The following is a 21,748-nucleotide window of genomic DNA, read 5'->3' on the forward strand; positions in this document are numbered from 1 at the left end:
TTTGAGTAGGCTGGTTATTTACAAAAGAAATCGTCTTTTAAATCAACTAAAACCAAGAGGGCTCCAGCTCCGCCATATTCAAGAGGTGCTTGGTGAAATGCCATCACATCAGGATGTTGTACCAACCAATGTGGTACTTTAGTCTTTAATATACGATTGCCAATACCATGAATAATACATACACAATTTACATGTTGCTTTAGGCAAGCAGCGAGCACTGCAGCTATTTCTTGTTTTGATTCTTGCTGTTTTAATCCGTGTAAATCAAGGATAAGTTCAGGCGTATATTCACCGCGCCGTAAAAGCTTAGCCTCAAAGGCATCGACACCTTCTTTAACGTATTTCATTGGGCCTTTGCTTTCTAAAATAGGCTCAAATTCATCAGAAAAGAAAAACTGCTGTTTTTCAAACTCTTTTTTTTGCTTTTGTTGTATACTTTTCTTCTTGCTGACAAGGGTTTGCGGGTGTATTGTGTCCTGCTTAATAGGCTTAACCTTACCTATAGCATCTTTAAATAAACTTTTTTCGTTCTCATTGAGAACATCTTTAAATTTCATTGCTACAGTGTAAGTGATTTAAAGTTTAAATAACACTGAATACCCGTATTTTCAATGGTAAAGGGTATATATAGGAGCCAACTTTGCTTGAGTTAAATATTGATGAAGTCACTAACGATTTGCGCACCATTGCCGACTTTTTACGTTGGGGTGTTAGCCGATTCAATGAGGCTGACCTGTTCTATGGCCATGGCAGTGATAATGCCTGGGATGAAGTGGTTAATTTAACTCTGTTCGCTTTGCACCTACCTGGCAACATGGATAACGCCATTATGCAAACCAGACTCACCAAAACTGAAAAAGTAGCGGTTATTAATTTAATTCTACGCCGTATTGATGAGCGTATCCCAGCGGCTTACTTAACTAACTTAGCTTATTTTGCCGGATTACCTTTTTATGTTGATGAACGAGTACTGGTTCCGCGCTCGCCGATTGGCGAGTTAATAGATAAAAAGTTTGCTGAGCAAATTTCAGCTGAGCCTGCTCGCATATTAGATTTATGTACAGGTAGTGGTTGTATTGCTATTGCTTGTGCGTATGCATTTCCTGAGGCAGAAGTTGATGCCCTGGATTTATCTGATGATGCATTAGACGTTGCCAGTTTAAATATTCATAACCATGAATTAAATGAACAAGTTATTCCGATAAAATCTGACGTTTTCTCTGGTGTTCCTAGGGGCAAGTATGATTTGATAGTCACTAATCCTCCTTACGTAGATGCAGATGATATTGGTGACATGCCTGATGAGTTTCACCATGAGCCAGAGATGGGGTTAGGGTGTGGTGATGATGGCTTAGACATTGTCCGTACTATATTGGCACAAGCTAGTGAGCACTTATCTGAACAAGGCGTATTAATATGTGAAGTTGGTAATTCAATGTTACATGTATGCGCAGAATATCCGGAAGTAGATTTTACCTGGATTGAATTTGAACACGGCGGCTTGGGTGTGTTTAAGCTAATCCAACAACAATTATTGCAACACAAAGAATTATTTGAACAAAAGGCGAAGAAGTAAATTATGGCTGGTAATACAATTGGAAAACTATTTACCGTAACAACATTTGGTGAAAGTCACGGTTTGGCTCTGGGGGCAATTGTGGACGGTTGCCCTCCGGGCATCGAACTTTGCGAAGAAGATTTACAACTTGATCTTGACCGTCGTAAACCCGGTACTTCTCGTTATACAACAGCACGCAAAGAAGCAGATGTAGTTAAAATCCTATCAGGGGTCTTTGAAGGTAAAACCACCGGTACACCTATTGGATTAATGATCGAAAATACCGACCAACGTTCAAAAGACTACGGCGAAATTTCACAAATGTTCCGTCCAGGTCACGCTGACTATACTTACTGGCAAAAGCACGGTATTCGAGATTATCGTGGTGGTGGTCGTTCATCTGCTCGTGAAACCGCAATGCGTGTTGCCGCGGGCTCAATTGCTAAAAAATACCTTAAGCAAAAGTTGGGTATGGAAATAAAAGGCTGTGTGAGCCAAATTGGTGATATTTATGCTGACACCTATGATTGGAATGAAGTTGAAAATAATCCGTTTTTCTTCCCCGATGTAAGCAAAATTGACGCGTTAGATGAGCTTATACGTGGCATATTGAGAGAGAAAGATTCTATTGGCGCAGCCGTAAAAGTTGTTGCTACCAATGTTCCTGTTGGGCTAGGTGAACCTGTATTTGATCGATTAGATGCTGAACTGGCCCATTCATTAATGAGTATTAATGCGGTTAAAGGCATTGAGATTGGTGATGGCTTTGCCTGTGTAAACCAAAAGGGCTCAGAGCACCGAGATGAAATGACGCCGAATGGATTTTTATCAAACTCTGCTGGCGGTGTACTGGGTGGGATTTCTTCTGGCCAAGATATAGTTGCCAATATTGCGTTAAAGCCAACATCAAGCATTGGTGTAAGTGGTAAAACTATCAATATTAAAGGTGAGCCAGCAGATATCATCACTCGTGGTCGTCACGACCCTTGTGTTGGTATTCGCGCAGTACCTATTGCTGAAGCTATGATGGCAATCACGATAATGGATCATTATTTACGTCATATCGCACAAAATGGCGATGTAAATTGCCCAACACCTATTATTGAATAAAAACTAGGGTCAGAGTCAAGTTTTGCGGTGATAACTTGACTCTGACCCTAATTTATTTATTGTTAATACTCTCTTCACGTTAAAGTTTTCTTATGTCTTGGTTATTACAGTTAATACAAACCAACAAGATCAAATTTTCTATTCTGTTTAGTATTTTGGTCTTTATCATATTTCTCCCGTATATCGTACAATTTTGGATCCTGAATAATATTGCCAAGCAAGGATTTGAGCAGGCCAGTATTGATGATGTAGATGTAAATATCTTTCAGGGCGAAATAGTCTTTAAAAAAGTACATTTAATTCATCAAGGCGAAGAAAAACTGATTATTGGATTAATGCGAGCTAATTATCGTTGGCAAGGCCTTTTTAGCGGCGGTTTAACTACCGAGTTATTAGAGATTGAAGATGCATCCTTAGCAGTAAGGCAAGATGAAGATGGTAAACTTGAAGTTGTTTTCCCTATTCAACAGGGAAATGAGATAACTGAGGTAGAGCCTTCAACTGAGCCCGAAGATGACAGCTTGAAAGTCCCCAATTTAGATGTAGATTTAATCCGCTTTAGTAATGTTAATGTCAATATTAGTACGCCTAAATTTGAAGGTGGATTACTCATTGAAGAATTTAAGCTAACACGTGCCTCTACATGGCATGATAACCCTGTGCAATTGCTCATTGCAGCTAAACTTAACGGCAATCAGATCAATGTTAATCTACAAGCTGAACCATTAGCTGCAACACCAACATTGGAAGGTAACATTGAAATTGAACAATTTGATTTATCTAGCTTATCTAAATTAACACCCAAAGATGTAGCACAACTAAATGGTTCCTTCTCAACCAAGCTTGATTTTAGTGGCTACCGAGAAAATAAAAGCACGGTGCACATGTCGGTTAATGGTGAAATAAATATAGAGCAACTACAGGCATCATATAATCCACTGAACATCTCGATAGATAAAATTCAAAATTTAATTTCCAGCAACCTAACGTTAAGTGATTCAAAGTTAAGTTTCGATAGTAGTCACAATATAGATGTAAAGGATGTTCAAATAGTTGATGGTAAACAACAATATTCTCTGCTTTCCATTGATTCAGTTCAGTTAAATAAGCTGCAGCTAACCGATGCATTAACGTTGTCGTTAGATACGCTCATTTTGGAAGGTTTTAGCGCAGTTGAGAATTCTGGAACGAATCATAGTTTATTGGGTAGTAAGCGTACCTTAATCAAAAATGTGCAATTTGAACCTGTGTTGAATTCTTTAGATATAGAACAAATTATGCTTTCGTCTGTACAGGGGCTGTTTAACTTTGATCAACAAGGCTCTCTTATCAATACAGTCCAACTTAACAATACAGTAAATGACTTGCAGGCAGGTGCCATTGAAAAGACTGAAGTTCAATTACCAAATAAAGAACAAGCTGAAACGGAATTAGATACTGGATTAACCCTTAATATAAGTCAGTTTCTGATAGCAGATGAAAGCAAGATCAAAATTTCTCAACGAAAAGAAACTCATAATATATCGACCGTAATATCTATTGATAAAGTATTATTGGCGAATTTAGAACCTACCAATGCAGATTCCAAGTCTGAATTTGATGTTCAAGCGAGACTTGGAAAGTTTTCAACAATACAGGTGAGCGGTGAAGGGCAGTTATTTGCCGAACAGCCTACAATTACAGCTAAAGGTGAACTTGACGCCATTTCGTTAAGTGAGATATCTCCATATATTGAGCCTTTTGTTGGTTATCAATTTACTAGTGGCCAGTTTGATCATGTTTTTCAGTTATCACTCAAGAATAATGTCATTGATATGAGTAACGAATTACTAATACGCAAAGTTAAAATTAAAGATATTGATGGTAATGAACAAGTAACTACTTTGCCTTTACCTATGGCAATTGAAATGCTCGAAGATGGCGATGGCAACATCGATTTAAGCATTCCGGTTAAGGGCGATTTAAACAATGCCGAAGTTGGCTTAAGCTCGATCATTCAAAAGTCATTATCAAAGGCTTTACAAAAAGGATCGGTCAGTTTTCTAAAATATGCTTTGCAGCCTTATGGTGCCATTGTTATGGCCGCTGAATACGCGGTAGATTCTGCAAATCATATTGAGTTTGAACCCATGATTTTTGAGGCGAATTCTGCTGTGATTGATGCTCAACAACAGCCTTATGCGACTAAGCTGGCTGACTTACTGAGCAACAAAAAAGATTTAACCATTACCTTCTGCGGAGTAAGTAATGAGCGAGATAAGCAACAAATCCTGATGGACCCCAGCTTATCCGAGGAACAAGTTAAATTTGCCGTCGGCGATTTGGCAAAGCAGCGAAGTCAGGCATTGAAAAGTTTTTTTGTAAAAAAACAAATTAATCCTAAAAGATTGTTTTTATGTAAATATTCTTACCTTAAAGATGGTATTGGCGGCGTGAATATTTCTATGTAATAACTAGTTCAAGAAATTATCAGACTTGGTAAATTAAAACATTTCAATAAAATATTGGAATGTTTTAATGACAAGGTTTAGCGAAAATCGTTTAAGTCATGTCAAAATGTGTCAGCGTATTACAAACTATTTCTAGCAAGTAACTCATCGTAAATAATCTTCATTTAAACTTATCTGAATATCAAAATAATCAAACGTTGTTAAATTATTGTTAACAAATTAACACCACTTGGTTATTGATAAACTATGAAACTCACCTCGAAAGCGTTAAATTCTCCCGCGGCAGTCGCCGTAGCTGTGGCCTTAATATTATTGGTCGGTTTACTTAGTTTAAATAAACTGCCGGTACAGTTATTTCCAGATATTGAAAACCCTCGCATAGCAATTCAAACCTCATGGCGCGCAGCATCGCCACAAGAAATAGAGTCGGAAATACTTGAGCCACAAGAGAAAGTCTTGCGCGGTATACCAGGATTGCAATCGATGAATGCTTTTGCCAATCGGGGCAGCGCCTTTATTAATTTGGAGTTTGGCATCGATACCAACATGCAGGAAACATTAATGGAAGTGATTAGCCGCATGACTCGAGTTCAATCTCAACCTCGTGATGCAACTCCTCCAAGGGTCATGTTAGGTGGTTTTGGCGGCGGCAATCCAGCGTTAACTTTTTTCTTTTTGCAAGCATTACCTGGCAATGAAAATGAAATCGACGATTATATCGATTTTGCTGAAGATTCTATTCGTCCAAGAATTGAAGCAATAGAAGGCGTTGCCAGTGTGCAGATGTTCAATGGTCAAAATCGTCAAGAATTGCAAATTAGGTTTGATCCAATTAAAGCTGCAGAGTTTGGTATTGAAATCCCGAAACTTATTGCTTTAGTCTCGGGAACTAATGATATATCAGGTGGCTTTATTGATGTGGGGCGCAGACAATATACCTTACGCTTTAATGGCAAGTATGAAGTAGAAGAGCTGTCGCAGTTAATTCTTGAGTCCCGCAATGGTCGCAATATTCGTTTAGGTGATATTGCTACTGTGGTAGTTGGCCGTGCTGATAAAGAAGAGATCGCGGTGCAAAACGGTAATCCGGCATTTTCAATGCGAATTGACCGAGTCAGTGGCGCGAACGTATTAGATACGTTAAACCGGGTAAAGACTGAAGTTGAATTATTAAATAATGAAATACTGGCGGAAAAGAAACTGGTCATGATCCAGTCCTTTGACGCGTCAGTATTTATTTATCGAGCAATAAATTTAGTAACCAGTAACCTATTTGTTGGCGCGGTACTCTCGCTCTTAGTGCTATGGTTTTTTATTCGCCGGGCGCGAGCAACATTCATTATTGCTACGGCCATTCCTATTAGTTTATTAAGCACCTTTATTGTATTACAACTTACCGGTCGTTCACTTAATGTAATTTCACTGGCTGGTTTAGCATTTGCCGTTGGTATGGTTTTGGACGCGGCAATTGTTGTGTTAGAAAATATCCTTAGGATGCGTGATAAAGGCTTAAATGTGCATGACAGTGCCGAACAGGGCGCTAAACAGGTTTGGGGGGCATTATTAGCTTCTACCGCAACGACAGTGGCAATTTTCTTGCCGGTATTTTTTTTAAAGGATATAGAAGGGCAATTATTTGGCGATTTGGCTTTAACCATTGCTATTGCGGTTTCGGTCTCGTTAATTGTTGCAGTGGTATTGCTGCCGGTATTGGCGAAATACTTCATTAAAGAGCAACAGGTTAAGGATCCTAATCAAGCGATTTGGCAAGGTATGACCAATTGGGTGATTAAATTAACGAATAATGGTAAAAAACGTTTAGTCGTATCAGCCAGTCTGTTGATCCTTCCTGTAATTGTTACTGTGTTTACCGTACCTAATCTAGATTATTTACCACCGGTAAAGCGTGATGCAATAGATGCCAATTTGCAATTTCCTCCAGGTGCTAATTTACAAACTATTGAACGTGAGGTGGTAAATCCTATTATTGAACGATTAAAACCTTACATGGACGGCGAAAAACAACCAGCGCTTAAAAATTATTATTTATTTTCAGGGCCTTTTGGTGGAGCGTTAGGCGTAAGAGCAAAAGATCAATCTCAAGTTGAAGAACTTTTAAGGGTGGTTCGTGACGAAATACTTGTCGACTTACCTGACACTAGAGCGTTTGCAGTACAAGGCAACTTATTTGGTGGCTTTGGTGGCGGCAGACAAGTACAAATTCATTTACAAAGTCGAGACACCCAAGCGCTGCAGAATGCTGCTCGTCAGGGAGTAGAATGGGTAAATGATGCCATTGAAGGAGCCAATGTTAGTGCTAATCCTAGCCCTGAAATGTCGGCTCCAGAATTAAGGTTAACGCCCAAAGATAGAAATATACTAGAGCAAGGCTGGTCTCGTCGAGATTTAGGACAGGTTGTAAGAACATTGGGTGATGGTGTTTACGCTGGAGAATACTTTAACGGCAGTAAACGTTTAAATATTATCGTTCGCTCAGAAGGGTGGGACGATCCTGACAATTTAGGCGACGTTCCTGTTGTAACTGGCGCGGGTAATATTACCCAACTATCAGAACTTGTTGATATTAACCGTACTGTTGGACCAAACCGATTAACTCGTATTGATGGTAATCGCACCATCACATTAAATGTAAACCCACCTCCAGGCTGGTCTCTAGAGGAAACTATTGCGGTGCTAAAAAATGAAGTTGCCCCAAAATTAAAGGCGGCATTACCAGCAGATGGTTCAATTGTTTATGGTGGCAGTGCCGATCAATTAGAAAAAGCCATTACTGTGATGAGTGAAAACTTCTTATTTGCATTGGTGATTTTATTCTTATTAATGGCGGCTCTATTTAGGTCAGTTAAAGACAGCGCATTGGTTATTATCACTATTCCTCTGGCTACGGTTGGTGGCGTTCTGGCCTTGCAATTACTTAATGTCTTTGTTTTCCAACCGCTTGATCTATTAACCATGATTGGCTTTGTTATTTTACTTGGTTTAGTTGTTAACAACGCTATTTTACTTGTTCATCAGACTCGTTTAGCTCAAGCACAAGGGGTGAGTAGAGTTGATGCTGTACAACAAGCTTTAAGCTTAAGGTTACGCCCTATATTTATGAGTACCTGCACAAGCTTCTTTGGTATGTTACCGCTGTTATTGATCCCAGGAGCTGGCAGCGTGATTTATCGTGGGTTAGCAGCCGTAATAGTTGGCGGGTTGGCGGTAAGTACCTTATTTACCATTATTTTACTGCCTTGCTTGTTACTTTTACAGCGCCATGATTTTGGCTTTCGAAAATCTTCACTAAATAGCTCTGTAATAGAACCTGAGCTAAATGCGTTAGTGGTTCAACCACAATCAAAAATTTAAGGATAAAACGATGAAAAAATATTTATTAATTCTGGCTTCTATTACGTTCTTTGCAAGCAGCATCACTGTTGCGACCGAAGATGAAGCGCAACTAGTGAGCATCGAAGCGGCAAAGGTTGAACAAGTACAGGCACGCGTTTGGCTGCCAGGTAATGTCGTCAACCGAATGAATGCCCCTATTTCTGCCGAGCAAACAGGGCAGTTGCTATGGATAGTTGATATAGGCACACACGTTCAGCAGGGTGATGTGATCGCCCGTATTGATAATCGAAACTTAAAGCTATTAATGGCGCAACAACAGGCGAAATCAAAACAATATCAAGCAAATGTTGAGTATTTAACCAAACAAAAGCAGCGTTTACTTAAGCTTAATGAAACCAATAACACCGCATTAAGCGAACTAGAGCGCACAGAGAAAGATTTACTTGTCGCCCAAAATGAAATGATTGCCGAACAAATGCAAATCAAACAGACCAAATTAGCCATTGAAAAAACAGAAATTAAAGCACCGTTTTCAGGTTTTATTAGTGAGCGGTTTGCTTATGTCGGCGAATTAATTTCTATCGGCCGCCCTATGGTAGTTTTAGTGGATCCTAACGATCTTGATATCAAAATTGCGGCACCAATATCGATTGCGCCATTTTTAAAGCAAGGGGCTCAAATGCAGGTCAAATGGCAAGATCAATTGATCGAATTGCCTATTAGAACATGGAGCCGCGCCGGTGACCAATCATCTCGCACTTTCAATGTTAGGTTAGCTGCAACTAATCTAGACTTATTATCGGGTACTGCTGTTAGTGTGTCATTACCAAAGCAAAACCCAGTACAGGCGCTAATGATACCAAGGGATGCATTATTACTGAGGCAGTCTGATACATTTGTACTGACGGTAAGTGATGATTTAGTTGCCAAAAAAATTAACGTTATTGTAGGTCAGGGAGAAGGACAGTGGGTATCGGTAGCTGGAGAAATTGTTGCTGGCGATACAGTTATTGTTCGCGGCGGTGAACGTTTACAAGATGGTCAAACGGTCCGTATTGATCAACAAGTCATTGCGCTTGCAAAGCTAAATTAACCAAACTTAAGCTAGGGTCAGAGTCAAGTTTAAGCACATAACTAATACACATAACTTGACTCTGACCCTTGTTAATTTCATTGTCAATGCCCCATAATCATCAAAGGTAAGAATAAAACGAAAGCACCAGCGATTATCACTGTATCGGCAGCTAAGGTAAAAGGTGTTGCAATTACTTTACCTGCGAACTCTACAGGGTTATCTGGGTCTAAAATTTTCACACTCTTTTCATCTTGCAAATCATGATATTTAAGATCGTGGTTTATATCTTCTTCAGTGCCTTTTAGCCGTTTATTAATTAGTTGGTTATTTTCACCATCAAGAGGATAATCTAATTTAATTAATTCAATCGCCTCCTGCTCAGTTAAGTGTACATAATTAACGTTTATATTTAATTCCAGAGAAAGATGATCAGAATAAGGAGTAATGTTTATCGACTCATTAATATTGCTTGTTTCTTGTGTAAGAAGTAGTGTTTGAGTGAGGTGTTCATCTAGGTTAAAACGATAAGCTCGGTCTTTAGCTTTTAACGTAAACTCTTGTTTATCTTCATTAACATGGTAACCAGTAAAGCGTACCATATCATAGTCATCACTCCACATATGGCTTGTGGTATGACAACCTGTTAAACATAACATCACCAGCAATATTATAATTTTCATAACTTTCTCCCTATTGTTCACTATGCACAATTGCATTAAATGTTTTTAATTAAACAGGTTAACGTACTGCTGATTCGTGCTATTTAATATTGAAAGCACCTTATCATTAGGGGGAAATAAGTCGTAATATTATTATCAAAGTACCATTTTTATAACTTTTGGTATCGTATTTTGATACTTTATAGCAAGTCTGGTTGATCGATAACTTGCATTGAAATATTCATTCTCTTTTAATACGGCAATAATTTGCGATCAAAAAAGGCGCTAATGCGCCTTTCATCTAGTAAGGTAAAAGTGTAATTTACTTAACTTCTTCGCCAGCAGCTTGTTTGTCAGCATGATAAGAACTTCGAACCAGTGGACCACATGCTGCATGTTCAAAGCCCATCGCTTCGGCTTCACGTTTAAACATGTCAAAGTCGTCTGGGTGCACGTAACGTTCTACCGCTAGGTGATGCTTACTAGGCTGTAGGTATTGGCCAATGGTTAACATAGTTACACCATGAGCGCGTAAATCACGCATCACTTCTAATATTTCGTCGTTAGTTTCACCTAAACCAACCATTAAGCCTGATTTAGTTGGTACGTTCGGATTAGCTTCACCAAATTTTTTCAGTAAATCTAATGACCATTGATAGTTAGCGCCCGGACGAGCTTTAGTATAAAGGCGCGGTGCTGTTTCTAAATTGTGGTTAAAAACATGCGGTGGATTGGCATTTAAGATATCTAATGCACGGTCCATGCGGCCACGAAAATCAGGGACTAAAATTTCAACTTTAGTATGTGGAGCATGTTCGCTAATTTCGCTAATACAGTCAGCGAATTGCTGTGCGCCGCCGTCACGTAAGTCATCACGGTCAACTGAAGTAATTACCACGTACTTTAAACGCATATCTTTAAGTGTTAAAGCAAGTTTCTTTGGCTCTTCTTTATCCGCCGCTAATGGGCGACCATGGCCAACATCACAAAATGGACAACGTCGTGTACAAATATCACCTAAAATCATAAAGGTGGCAGTACCGTGGTTAAAACATTCTGATAGGTTAGGACAAGATGCTTCTTCGCATACTGAGTGCAAGCCGTGTTTCCTTAGTGATGATTTGATGTGATCAATATTTTCACTTGAACGGGGTAACTTGATCCGCAGCCAATCAGGCTTACGCAACATCGATTTACGGTCTGAAGGCACAACCTTAATAGGAATATGCTGCATTTTGTCGGCATCACGCATTTTTGTGCCTGGGGCAACACGTGTTGTTTTAACTTTTTCTGTTGTTTCTGTCATGACGATTACAAACCTGTCTTATAACTAACTGTGTCAGCATTTAATAAATGCTGTAATTGCTCAACTAAAGCGTTGCCTGTTTCGGCAACGTTGTCTGGACCATTCAAATCAATGGTTTGGATCATTTCTAACCCGGCATAACCGCATGGGTTTATGCGTAAAAACGGTGATAAGTCCATATTCACATTAATCGCTAGTCCATGGAAAGAGCACCCCTTACGGACGCGCAAACCCAGTGAAGCAATTTTTTTACCGTCAACATATACACCAGGTGCATCTGGTTTAGCTGCCGCATCAATATCATATTGCGCCAGCATACTAACAATGCCGTTTTCTATTAGCGTTACTAATTCACGAACGCCCATTTTTCGGCGACGTAAATTGATCATAAAGTAGATCACTTGCTGACCAGGGCCGTGATACGTTACTTGCCCGCCTCTATCAACCTTCACTACCGGAATATCACCAGGCATTAACAGATGTTCTTCTTTACCTGCTTGCCCTTGGGTAAACACCGGCAAATGCTCAACTAACCAAAGCTCGTCATCGACACTGTCATCACGAGTATCAGTAAAGTCTTGCATTGCATGCCAGACTGTTTCGTAATCCATGCTATTTAATTGGCGAATAACCAGTGGGTAACTCAAGGTGTTTTCTCTCTGATCGTTAAGTGGCGACATTATAGCCATATTAACTCAAATATCTACCCTAAGCACAGCATGGGTATTACTGAATTCGTAAACAATTTGATATAGCTCATATTAATTAGTTTTTTACAATACGTAGCGTACTTCTTCAATTGCCGATAACTCTTTGTAAAGTTTCTCAATATGCGCTTGGCTGGTAACTCGAATTGGTATTGAAACCGAGTGATAGTTTCCTTTACTGCTTGGCTTAATTGTTGGAACGTAATCTGCGGGAGTATCATTTTGCAAAACTTCAATGATCAAGTCAGGTAGGTTAGGGACGGCAACGCCCATAATTTTAAAATTTAATACGCAAGGAAATTCAAGTAGTTCATTGAATTTGGTTTTCATACAGCTCTCTTTAAACGTTTATAGCGACATTAGTAAGGGTTTATACCAATGGCACTAATTAATTAGGGTCTTTTTAAATGCTTGAAACTCACCATGGAGCACACTAGCAACAGGGCCTACTTGGCCTGAGCCGATGATTTTACCATCAATTTGGATGATAGGTGAAATTTCTCGTGAAGAAGATGAGATCCACACTTCGTCGGCCGTCAATAAATCATCAACAGTAATGTTTTGTTGGTGTACTTTTAGGCCCGACGCTTCGGCAAGTTCAATAATGACATCGCGGGTGATGCCGCCTAATATTAATTGGTTTTGCGGCGGTGTATAAACTTCTCTGAACTTAACCAGAAATACATTTGAAGTAGAGCCTTCAGTGATTAAGTTATCGCGATGTAGTATTGCTTCATCACAACCTAGCTGCTGAGCCTTATTACGCAGCATGATATTACCTAACAGAGCGATTGATTTAATATCGCAATGCTGCCAACGAATGTCTGCAAGTAATGTTGCTGTTGCTGTTTCAATTGACTCTTCGTTAACAATTAAGGGTGATGCGAGTAACATAACGGTAGGTGTTGAAACTTCATCAATGAGTTGATTTCGATCTTCGCTAACACCGCGAGTAACCTGCAGGTATATTGATAAATGCCCACCACCGTTGCGCTCAATAAGCGTTCGGATAATGTTCTTCCACTCAATTTCAGAGTGAGGGTTGCTTATGTCGAGTTGTTCTAGACAGCAGGCTAAGCGTTCTAGGTGTTGTTTTAAGCGAAAGGGAGTAGAGTTATAAACCGGTATTACTTCATAAATACCGTCAGCAAACAAAAAACCTCGGTCTAAAACCGAGATTTTTGCGTCTTTTTTGGCGAGTAATTCACCATTCAAATAAACGATGTCTGTCATAATGTCTACTTATGCCGTCATTCCCGTGAACGACTCCATGGATGGAGAAGTTAGAGTGAAGCAGGATGCCCGACCCGAGGCGGGAATCCATTTATGGATACTCTAACAATAGAGTATTACTTTATTTGAAAAATTATATGCTGCAAGTTTCAAGTTTCTATTAAAGCAATTGCAACTTCACGTAATCAACCAAACGGCTAAACAAGCTACCTTCATTCACTTCTTGTAACGTAACTAAAGGATATTCACCAACATCTTCGCCGTTAAGTTGTAAAAATACCTTACCAACAACAGTACCCTTAGCTAAAGGCGCTTCTAATTGTTGATCGAGTTTGAAGTTTGCTTCTAAGTTTTTACGTTGACCACGTGGAATGGTGATTGATGTATCGGTTAAAATACCTAAATCGACCTCTTTAATATCACCCATCCATACGCGGTTAGTAGCAAAACTTTCGCCGGCTTTATACGGGGTGATCGTTTCAAAGAAACGGAAACCATAATTTAGTAATTTTTTACTTTCAATTTTACGTGCTTGTTCGCTCTTAGCACCCATAACCACAGTAACTAAACGCATATTACCTTTAGTGGCGCTCGTTACTAAGTTAAAGCCCGCTTTTGAATGATGACCAGTTTTCAAACCATCTACATTCATACTTTTATCCCACAATAAGCTATTTCGGTTATATTGCTTTATGTTGTTAAAGGTAAACGATTTTTGCTTATAAATTGCATATTCATCAGGTACATCAGTAATTAATGCACTGGCTAGTGTGGCCATATCACGTGGAGTAGAGTAGTGCTCTGTACCACTTAAACCGTGTGAGTTTTGAAAGTTACTGCCTAACATACCAAGTTGCTGGGCATGAGCATTCATTAAATCAGCAAATGCACTTTCACTACCGGCAATATGTTCAGACATTGCTACACAAGCATCGTTACCAGAGGCAACAATGATCCCTTGATTAAGTAATTTAACTGATACTTCAGTACCTACTTCAATAAACATTTTTGATGAATCTGGAAAGTTTTTCGCCCAGGCGTTTTCGCTGATAGTAACTAAATCATCATTTGCGATGTTGCCGGCTTCAATTTCCTTACCAATGATGTAACTCGTCATCATTTTAGTTAGTGATGCGGGCTCTAATTGAATGTCTGCATTACCTTCGGCTATTACTTTGCCGGTAGCATGATCTAGTAAAATATAACCTTCAGCATTAATTTGTGGTGGCGCTGGAATAATTGTATTCGCAGAGGCGGTGAATGCGGCTGTTGCTAAAACAAGGCCGCTAAATATGTTTATAAGTTTACGTGCTGAGTTGCTCATCATTTACCTGTAAAATTCGATAATTTTTAGTTTTAATAGTTATAATTTTTAATGTTATATTGCCATGAATTAATTTTTTAATGGCAAAAAATTGCTGGTTAGTATATCAGCATTTAGTTTTAATATAAGCGCTGCTAACCGTTTTTATTCAGCTATTTATCGCTTATTTTGGTGATCTTAACGGGTATGCTTCCGGATAACCTTGTTTCTGTAAATTAGCGAGCAATATTTTTGCCTCATTGGCATTATTTATTGGTCCCACTTGCACCCGAAAAAGTTCATTTTTTTCTGATAATTTTACCGGCACTTGCAATAAGAACTGTATACCTTTGGCGGTATTGTTCGCTAACAGTTTATCGCGTGTAACTAAAACATGAATATAGGGCTTAAAATTTGTCAACATAGTTGCTGTTTTGGTTACTGGTGTGGAAGATGAAAGCTTTACCGGGGTGTTTATTGGCTGAATTGACCTGTTAGATTGGGCTGCTGGTCGCGAACCCGTCGTTACGGATATGGCTTCCAGTTCAGGTAATCGCTCGATTGTATTGGTCGCAATAATGTCGTTTGAAAAAACTGGTTTAGTGAATTTCGCTAAATTAGACTGGGTAATCGCCTCAATACTTACTTTCGCTGTCCCCTTATTTAGCATTCCTAGTTTGTAGGCCGCACTATAAGACAAATCTATTAAACGATCTTGGTGAAAAGGTCCGCGATCATTTACTCGTACAATCACCGATTTGTTATTGGCTAAATTGGTAACTTGTACATAAGTAGGTAAGGGCAGGGCTTTATGAGCCGCACTAAACGCATACATATCGTAAATTTCGCCATTTGAGGTTAAATGGCCATGAAACTTTTTACCATACCAAGAGGCCGTACCTGTAGCTTTATAGCCTTCTGCTGTTTTTAATACACTGTAAGGTTTGCCAAAGACTTGGTAATTTTTATTTCCACCACGACTGGGGGCAACGACCTTAGGAACAGGCTCTTTTAGTTCGAGTTCAGTCGGTAGGCGTGTTGGAATGCTGTCATGTGTTTGTGAATAACGCGAGTTGCTTTGACAAGCGACAAGAGTAAAAAAAATGAATACAAGGAGAATGGGTTTAGCTAACGGCACAATGGGCTTCTTATTATTATAAAAATTTATTCATATAAGCTCGCAGCGCTTATATTTGCAGCAATAAGTGTAGTAAGTTATAGGTATAGACTCAACCGTTTTATTGTTATTTCCAGCCATAAATAACTTTACCTACGAAATCAATCGCCTATGCGTACTAATTGCCATAATAACGCCAAACCCAGCCATCAAGGTTACCATAGAAGTGCCACCATAACTGACCAATGGTAGTGGTACACCAACAACAGGCAATATTCCTGATACCATCCCAATGTTTACGAAAACATAAACAAAGAAGGTTAGCGTTAGACTACCAGCCAGTAATTTTGTGAACGCTTCTTGGGCATTAAATGCAATCCATAAACCACGCATAACAATTAATAGATAGATCAGTAGTAAACCAACAATGCCTATTAAGCCAAACTCTTCACTGAATACAGCAAAAATAAAGTCGGTGTGGCGCTCGGGCAAAAACTCTAATTGCGACTGTGTTCCTTGCAGCCAACCCTTTCCTGAAATTCCGCCGGAGCCGATAGCAATTTTTGATTGAATGATGTGATAACCAGAGCCTAGTGGATCTTGCTCAGGGTTTAAAAACGTTAATACTCGCTGTTTTTGGTAATCACGCATTAAGAACATCCATAAAATGGGCATAAACGCTGAAACAACTCCTGCGGAAATTCCAATTAATTTCCAACTGGCACCAGCCAGAAATAATACAAAAATACCTGAACTGGCAATGAGTAATGAAGTGCCTAAATCGGGTTGTTTAGCTATCATCAAGGTAGGAAGCATTACTAATACAAAGGCAATTAATATATGCCTAGTTTTGGCGGGTAGATCATAACGACTAATAAACCAGGCGATGGTCATTGGCACAACCAGTTTCATGATTTCGGAAGGCTGAAATTTCATAAAACCTAAATCTAACCAGCGCTGCGCGCCTTTGCCAACATGGCCAAACAACAAAACGGCAAGCAACATCAATAACCCTAAAATAAACACGATCACAGCCCAGCGTTGATAGACCGAAGGTGGTATTTGTGCAACAACAAACATTACCCCAAGACCTATTCCTAGGCGGATAACTTGTCTAATGACTAAATCAAGCTCTTGGCCCCCGGCACTGTAAATTACACATAAACCTACGCTCATTAGCAACAACAGCACAAACAAAAGCGGCAAATCTATATGGATCCGCTCTAATAAGGTTTTCTTTTTAGCTTCGTCTTTGCCTACATAACGCATGTTTTATTATTCTCTAAAGGTAATTCTTTATTTAACCGCAACTAGCTTTTTATTGGCAAAGTACTGATCCATGATCTGTCTTGCCACGGGACCTGCGTTAGAGCCACCACCACCTACAGCTACATTTTCAATCGCGATAGCTACCACAATTTCTGGCGCAGTAAATGGCGCAAAGGCAATAAACATAGCATTATCGCGTTTATCTTCTGAAAGTTTGCTTGCATCATAATCAGTATCTTGCGCCCGACCTACGACCTCGCCAGTACCTGATTTACCGGCGGCATCATAACTTGTGCCTAAAAATGCGCGATAACCTGTACCGGCAGGTTTTCTTACTGTTTTATGCATCGCTTCTAAAATAATATCCCAGCTATTTGGGTTGTTTAATTCAATCGGCGGCTTATCATTTATTTCAAACGGGATAATTTCTTTAGTTAGTGCTGGGCTATTAGTCATATCATCTGTTTCGTCATAATTAACTTCGGCAGTAAACGATGAGACTTGATGAATTTTTGATAAAAAGTGCGGCTCTTTAATTTCGCCTTTATTCACTAAAATGGAGGTTGCTTGTGCCAATTGCAGTGGTGTAACTGTCCAATAACCTTGGCCAATACCAATATTTACGGTATCGCCATGATACCAAGGTTGATTATAACGCGCCCGTTTCCAACCTCGACTCGGCATTATTGCTTCACTTTCTTCATAAATATCGATACCAGTAGATTCACCAAAACCAAATTTGGCCATGGTTTCAGAAATTTTATCTATACCGAGTTTATAAGAAAGATCGTAAAAAAAAGTATTACATGATCGCATTACCGCTTCTTCTAAAGTCACCCAGCCGTGTCCCCATTTTAAATGATCACGGTATTTGCGTTTGCCATTTTTAAGTTTGAAAAAACCAGGATCCCAAATTTTTGACGTAGTGGTGATCATATTATTTTCCAGGCCTGTTAAGCCCAAAAATGGTTTGATAGTTGATGCTGGCGGATAAGTGCCTTTTGTTGCTCTGTTGACTAATGGGCGATTGCGGTTTTGTAGTTTTTTATAGTTTTTTGATGAAATGCCATGCACAAACAAATTGCCGTCATAGCTTGGGTTTGAATAAAACGCTAACACACCACCATCTCGTGGGTCGATAGCAACCACTGCTCCACGTTTTCCTGACAGGGCTCGTTTTGCAATCATTTGCAATTCTATATCTAGGGTTAAGGTGAGATCACTCCCTGATACAGGAGGAGTAAAACTTAAGGTACGCAGAATTCTCCCTTGGTTATTCACTTCAACTTCTTGATGCCCCATAGTGCCATGCAACATCTCTTCGTAATAGCGCTCTAGGCCTAACTTACCAATGTCACGAGTGGCTTTATAATCTTCCGACTTGCCTTGCTCGTCTAATTTAATTAAATCTTTGCGATTAATTTTGGCTACATAACCTAAAGAGTGAGTGGTTAAATCCGCAAAAGGGTAATAACGCTTTAAACGCGCTTCGATGATAACCCCTGGATACAAGTGTTGGCTTACTGAAATTTTAGCCACTTGCTCATCGTTTAACCGAGAAATTAACTCAATAGGCTTAAAGCGACGCTTATAACGCATCGCTTCTAAAAAGTCTGTTTTTTGCTCATCAGAAATATCTACAATGGTGCTGAGTAAAGCTAAGGTTTTGTTAATATCTTTAACTTGTTCAGGGATGATTTCTAGAGAATATACGGGTTTGTTCTCAGCTAACAATACGCCATTTCGATCATAAATCAGGCCTCTATTCGGTGCTACCGGCAAAAGTTTAATGCGGTTTTTATTCGATCTAGTTTGGTATTTTTCAAACGAATTGACTTCTAACTCATATAAATTATTAAATAAAATCAATAGCATAACCAATACACCTAAAAAGGTGATAAAGGCTCTGCGGGCAAACAGGTTTGCCTCAGCACTGTGATTTCTAATTGATACGTGTTTTATCGCCACTAACCATTACTCACGATGATAAGGATGGTTATTGTTAATGCTCCAAGCACGGTACAAACTTTCTGCGATCATAATTCTTACCATAGGGTGTGGTAAGGTTAGAGCCGATAACGACCACTTTTGTTCCGAGGCTTTTATGCAAGCTGGTGCTAAACCTTCAGGGCCACCAACCAGTAAAGACACATCGCGACCATCCATTTGCCACTTTTCCAGCTCTTGTGCCAGTTGTGGAGTCGTCCAGGGCTTGCCTTCTACTTCTAAAGTAACAATGCGATTGCCTTTAGGAATGGCGGCTAAGGTCTGTTCGCCTTCTTTTTCTAAAATGCGAGCAATGTCGGCATTTTTACCACGCTTACCTGGGGTTATCTCAATTAAGTCGAAGCTTAAATCACGAGGAAAGCGTCGGGAATACTCGCTAAATCCTTGAGCAATCCAACTTGGCATTTTATTGCCAACGGCAATGAGGGTGAGACGCATATGGGTTATTCGTCAGACCAAAGTTTTTCTAGTTGATAAAGGTCACGAGTGTCATCGGTCATTACATGCACAATAACATCACCTAAATCAAGCAGGGCCCACTCTCCAACATCGGTACCTTCAATACCAATAGGTTTCATCTGTTTGGCTTTCATTGCTGTGTTTAGATTTTCAGCAATTGAACTGACATGTCTTGATGAGTTACCTGAACAAATTACCATGTAATCGGTAAAACTGGCTTTTTCTGCAACATTTAGAGTTACGATATCACGGGCTTTAATGTCTTCTAGTTGGGTTTGTACAAATTCAACTAATTGTTCTGCTTGCAAAGTGTATTCCTTAAAATCTTATGTTTATTATCACCAGAGTGAAAATAAATGCTGCCAGTTCAGGCAAAAATTTATTGTATGGCACTTATTCTAACCCGAAGTGACAAAAGTTAACAGCGGTGCTAACTATTAACGATAAAGTTTATGCTGCTCAATAAATTGCGCCACACTTTTGGATAAAAACTCACTGCAGTCTTCTTTACCGTTAAGTTTTTTACGAATTTCAGTTGATGAAATATTTACCTGGCAAGTTTCTAGTAATAAAATTTTGCCGGCGCTTTGTTGTTTCACCAAGTTAATGTCGTCGGTAATCCTCTTACATATACTCTCATCGCATAATGTAGTTGGGCAATAACCGGGTCTTGTGCTGACTACAAAATGACAAAGTGTCAGCAACTCTTGTATTTGGTGCCAAGTCGGTAATGAAATTAGTGAATCGGTACCAATAAAAAAATAAAGTCTAGCATTTGGATGTTGCTGTTTTAATTCTTTAATTGAATCTATGGTAACTGATTTTGTGTGTCGCTTTAATTCGCGTTCATCCAAGGTAAATAATGAACTTTCATTACAGACTAGCTCTACCATTTTCTTGCGTTGCAATGTACTTGCCACTGTAGATTGCTTATGAGGTGGAATATGTGCAGGAACGAGTAATACCTGTGAAAGGCCAAGTTGTTTGGCGATATCTTCGCTAGGCTTTGTATGACCTAAATGGATTGGGTCAAAAGTACCACCGAAAATGCCAATATGTTGTTGGTCTTTTTCCAGCATGCTAGGCGAAATACTCATAATCGAGTGACAGGTTCTGGGTTACATCACCATAATATAAGGTTAAACAAACATCTGATAACAAAATAAAATCATCAAAATCGCTGCTAGTTTTACTGATCAAGTCGGTTTTAGCCAAACGCATTTTTGCTCGTTTTATATTGGCCAAGGTAACGTTGTTAAGTGCGTGATTGTATAAGGGCTTTTTTTTGTCCCAAATGCGTAGTTCTTTAAATAATGCATCACGATTCTCACCGTTTTTGATTCGAGTTAACATCATCTCAATTTGTAATATTTCTTTATGAACTATCCAAACAAGTTGGGCTAACACCACGCCTTCATGCTTCATTTGAGTAAGCATGTTATTGCATTGTTCGAGTTGGCCAGCGAGTAATGCGTCGGTCAACTGAAATGGACTAAATTTGGATTGTTTGATCAACAGTTGTTCTAGGTCTTCGCTGCGGATAAATTGTTGATCAAATAATAAGGTCAGCTTTTGCAGCTCTTGAGCTAACGCAGGAGTATTGCCAATAAAAAAATCACTTAATAATTGCTGCGCTTGCGAGTCCATGTTTAGCTTTAATTGTCGGCATTGATTATTAAGCCAAATGCTTAAGCTTTTTCCTTCAAGATCATAAAGCGGAATATAACAGCCAATTTTATCTAAGGACTTAAACCACTTTTTCTTGCTGGTAGATGCATCAAGCTTTGGTCCATGAAGAATTAACAACACATCACTTTGACCTTGCCCATCAATAAAATCACCAATATCGCTAAGCGTTTTTACAGCACGGTCATCAAGTTTATTATTGACTAAATCAATTTCAATAATTCGTTTTTCGGCAAATAAACTGAGCGATTGAAATTCATTGTAGACCTGATTCCAGTCAAATTTATCATCGTTACTAAAACGAATTAATTCATCATACCCTTGGTCTTTGGCGCTGAGTTTAATGTTGTCCAAGGCATCATTTTTTTGCCAAGGTTCATCACCAAATACTAACCAAACAGCAAGCAGTTGTTTCTGTAGTTGGTTAGCAAGTTGGTTATGATAAATGCGCATAA

Annotated in this window: 19 protein-coding genes; 5 read left to right on the forward strand and 14 right to left on the reverse strand. The window is 39.2% G+C overall.

Annotation, left to right across the window (positions count from 1 at the left end; translation table 11 throughout):
- Positions 1-14: 14 nt before the first annotated feature.
- A complete protein-coding gene (gene smrB, locus RI844_RS19610) occupies positions 15-557 on the reverse strand; it encodes an endonuclease SmrB (protein WP_348396329.1) in 543 nt (180 codons plus the stop codon).
- Between the two features lie 83 nt (positions 558-640).
- On the opposite strand from smrB, the gene prmB reads away from it, so the two are divergent.
- The 5 genes from prmB (at position 641) to RI844_RS19635 (ending at position 9,565) form a co-directional block, all read left to right on the forward strand.
- Complete coding sequence (gene prmB, locus RI844_RS19615) at positions 641-1,576, forward strand: 50S ribosomal protein L3 N(5)-glutamine methyltransferase (protein WP_348396330.1); 936 nt, start codon at positions 641-643, stop codon at positions 1,574-1,576.
- A 3-nt stretch (positions 1,577-1,579) separates the two neighbouring features.
- The gene (aroC, locus tag RI844_RS19620) at positions 1,580-2,668 is read left to right on the forward strand and encodes a chorismate synthase (protein ID WP_348396331.1); all 1,089 of its coding nucleotides are present in this window, start codon (positions 1,580-1,582) and stop codon (positions 2,666-2,668) included.
- A 92-nt stretch (positions 2,669-2,760) separates the two neighbouring features.
- Complete coding sequence (locus RI844_RS19625; protein ID WP_348396332.1) at positions 2,761-5,118, forward strand: DUF748 domain-containing protein; 2,358 nt, start codon at positions 2,761-2,763, stop codon at positions 5,116-5,118.
- Between the two features lie 246 nt (positions 5,119-5,364).
- Positions 5,365-8,490, forward strand: coding sequence for an efflux RND transporter permease subunit (locus RI844_RS19630; RefSeq protein WP_348396333.1), 3,126 nt, complete (start codon positions 5,365-5,367; stop codon positions 8,488-8,490).
- 10 nt (positions 8,491-8,500) lie between these two features.
- Complete coding sequence (locus RI844_RS19635) at positions 8,501-9,565, forward strand: efflux RND transporter periplasmic adaptor subunit (protein ID WP_348396334.1); 1,065 nt, start codon at positions 8,501-8,503, stop codon at positions 9,563-9,565.
- 83 nt (positions 9,566-9,648) lie between these two features.
- On the opposite strand, the gene RI844_RS19640 is transcribed toward RI844_RS19635, so the two are convergent.
- The 13 genes from RI844_RS19640 to holA all read right to left on the reverse strand — a co-directional run bounded on the left by RI844_RS19640 (position 9,649) and on the right by holA (position 21,746).
- Complete coding sequence (locus RI844_RS19640) at positions 9,649-10,227, reverse strand: hypothetical protein (RefSeq protein ID WP_348396335.1); 579 nt, start codon at positions 10,225-10,227, stop codon at positions 9,649-9,651.
- A gap of 301 nt (positions 10,228-10,528) precedes the next feature.
- The gene (lipA, locus tag RI844_RS19645; protein ID WP_348396336.1) at positions 10,529-11,512 is read right to left on the reverse strand and encodes a lipoyl synthase; all 984 of its coding nucleotides are present in this window, start codon (positions 11,510-11,512) and stop codon (positions 10,529-10,531) included.
- A gap of 5 nt (positions 11,513-11,517) precedes the next feature.
- Complete coding sequence (lipB, locus tag RI844_RS19650) at positions 11,518-12,201, reverse strand: lipoyl(octanoyl) transferase LipB (RefSeq protein ID WP_348396337.1); 684 nt, start codon at positions 12,199-12,201, stop codon at positions 11,518-11,520.
- 84 nt (positions 12,202-12,285) lie between these two features.
- Positions 12,286-12,549, reverse strand: a complete 264-nt coding sequence (gene ybeD, locus RI844_RS19655; protein ID WP_348396338.1) for a DUF493 family protein YbeD — start codon at positions 12,547-12,549, stop codon at positions 12,286-12,288.
- A 54-nt stretch (positions 12,550-12,603) separates the two neighbouring features.
- A complete protein-coding gene (locus RI844_RS19660; RefSeq protein WP_348396339.1) occupies positions 12,604-13,452 on the reverse strand; it encodes a D-amino acid aminotransferase in 849 nt (282 codons plus the stop codon).
- 160 nt (positions 13,453-13,612) lie between these two features.
- Positions 13,613-14,776: a serine hydrolase gene (locus RI844_RS19665; protein WP_348396340.1), complete on the reverse strand. Its 1,164-nt coding sequence runs from the start codon at positions 14,774-14,776 to the stop codon at positions 13,613-13,615.
- Positions 14,777-14,939: 163 nt separating this feature from the next.
- Positions 14,940-15,893 (reverse strand): septal ring lytic transglycosylase RlpA family protein, encoded by a 954-nt coding sequence (locus RI844_RS19670; RefSeq protein WP_348396341.1) that lies wholly within the window; start codon positions 15,891-15,893, stop codon positions 14,940-14,942.
- 132 nt (positions 15,894-16,025) lie between these two features.
- The gene (gene rodA, locus RI844_RS19675; RefSeq protein ID WP_348396342.1) at positions 16,026-17,141 is read right to left on the reverse strand and encodes a rod shape-determining protein RodA; all 1,116 of its coding nucleotides are present in this window, start codon (positions 17,139-17,141) and stop codon (positions 16,026-16,028) included.
- Positions 17,142-17,168: 27 nt separating this feature from the next.
- A complete protein-coding gene (gene mrdA / locus RI844_RS19680) occupies positions 17,169-19,109 on the reverse strand; it encodes a penicillin-binding protein 2 (RefSeq protein WP_348396343.1) in 1,941 nt (646 codons plus the stop codon).
- 6 nt (positions 19,110-19,115) lie between these two features.
- On the reverse strand, positions 19,116-19,586 hold the full coding sequence (gene rlmH / locus RI844_RS19685) for a 23S rRNA (pseudouridine(1915)-N(3))-methyltransferase RlmH (RefSeq protein ID WP_348396344.1): 471 nt from the start codon (positions 19,584-19,586) through the stop codon (positions 19,116-19,118).
- A 5-nt stretch (positions 19,587-19,591) separates the two neighbouring features.
- On the reverse strand, positions 19,592-19,915 hold the full coding sequence (gene rsfS / locus RI844_RS19690) for a ribosome silencing factor (protein ID WP_348396345.1): 324 nt from the start codon (positions 19,913-19,915) through the stop codon (positions 19,592-19,594).
- Between the two features lie 129 nt (positions 19,916-20,044).
- On the reverse strand, positions 20,045-20,704 hold the full coding sequence (gene nadD, locus RI844_RS19695) for a nicotinate-nucleotide adenylyltransferase (RefSeq protein ID WP_348396346.1): 660 nt from the start codon (positions 20,702-20,704) through the stop codon (positions 20,045-20,047).
- Positions 20,688-21,746 carry a DNA polymerase III subunit delta gene (gene holA / locus RI844_RS19700; protein WP_348396347.1) on the reverse strand — a complete coding sequence of 353 codons (1,059 nt, stop codon included), beginning with the start codon at positions 21,744-21,746 and terminating at the stop codon, positions 20,688-20,690. The genes nadD and holA overlap by 17 nt, the downstream gene beginning before the upstream one ends.
- Positions 21,747-21,748 lie beyond the last annotated feature (2 nt).

It is taken from the genome of Thalassotalea fonticola (genome assembly GCF_032911225.1).
GTDB lineage: Bacteria > Pseudomonadota > Gammaproteobacteria > Enterobacterales > Alteromonadaceae > Thalassotalea_A > Thalassotalea_A fonticola.

What these genes read in the sequence shown, in the direction of transcription:
- smrB (WP_348396329.1), bottom strand. Translation starts at nt 557, where the DNA reads ATGAAATTTAAAGATGTTCTCAATGAGAACGAAAAAAGTTTATTTAAA.
- aroC (WP_348396331.1), top strand. Translation starts at nt 1,580, where the DNA reads ATGGCTGGTAATACAATTGGAAAACTATTTACCGTAACAACATTTGGT.
- RI844_RS19625 (WP_348396332.1), top strand. Translation starts at nt 2,761, where the DNA reads ATGTCTTGGTTATTACAGTTAATACAAACCAACAAGATCAAATTTTCT.
- RI844_RS19630 (WP_348396333.1), top strand. Translation starts at nt 5,365, where the DNA reads ATGAAACTCACCTCGAAAGCGTTAAATTCTCCCGCGGCAGTCGCCGTA.
- RI844_RS19635 (WP_348396334.1), top strand. Translation starts at nt 8,501, where the DNA reads ATGAAAAAATATTTATTAATTCTGGCTTCTATTACGTTCTTTGCAAGC.
- RI844_RS19640 (WP_348396335.1), bottom strand. Translation starts at nt 10,227, where the DNA reads ATGAAAATTATAATATTGCTGGTGATGTTATGTTTAACAGGTTGTCAT.
- lipA (WP_348396336.1), bottom strand. Translation starts at nt 11,512, where the DNA reads ATGACAGAAACAACAGAAAAAGTTAAAACAACACGTGTTGCCCCAGGC.
- lipB (WP_348396337.1), bottom strand. Translation starts at nt 12,201, where the DNA reads ATGGCTATAATGTCGCCACTTAACGATCAGAGAGAAAACACCTTGAGT.
- ybeD (WP_348396338.1), bottom strand. Translation starts at nt 12,549, where the DNA reads ATGAAAACCAAATTCAATGAACTACTTGAATTTCCTTGCGTATTAAAT.
- RI844_RS19660 (WP_348396339.1), bottom strand. Translation starts at nt 13,452, where the DNA reads ATGACAGACATCGTTTATTTGAATGGTGAATTACTCGCCAAAAAAGAC.
- RI844_RS19665 (WP_348396340.1), bottom strand. Translation starts at nt 14,776, where the DNA reads ATGAGCAACTCAGCACGTAAACTTATAAACATATTTAGCGGCCTTGTT.
- rodA (WP_348396342.1), bottom strand. Translation starts at nt 17,141, where the DNA reads ATGCGTTATGTAGGCAAAGACGAAGCTAAAAAGAAAACCTTATTAGAG.
- rlmH (WP_348396344.1), bottom strand. Translation starts at nt 19,586, where the DNA reads ATGCGTCTCACCCTCATTGCCGTTGGCAATAAAATGCCAAGTTGGATT.
- nadD (WP_348396346.1), bottom strand. Translation starts at nt 20,704, where the DNA reads ATGAGTATTTCGCCTAGCATGCTGGAAAAAGACCAACAACATATTGGC.
- holA (WP_348396347.1), bottom strand. Translation starts at nt 21,746, where the DNA reads ATGCGCATTTATCATAACCAACTTGCTAACCAACTACAGAAACAACTG.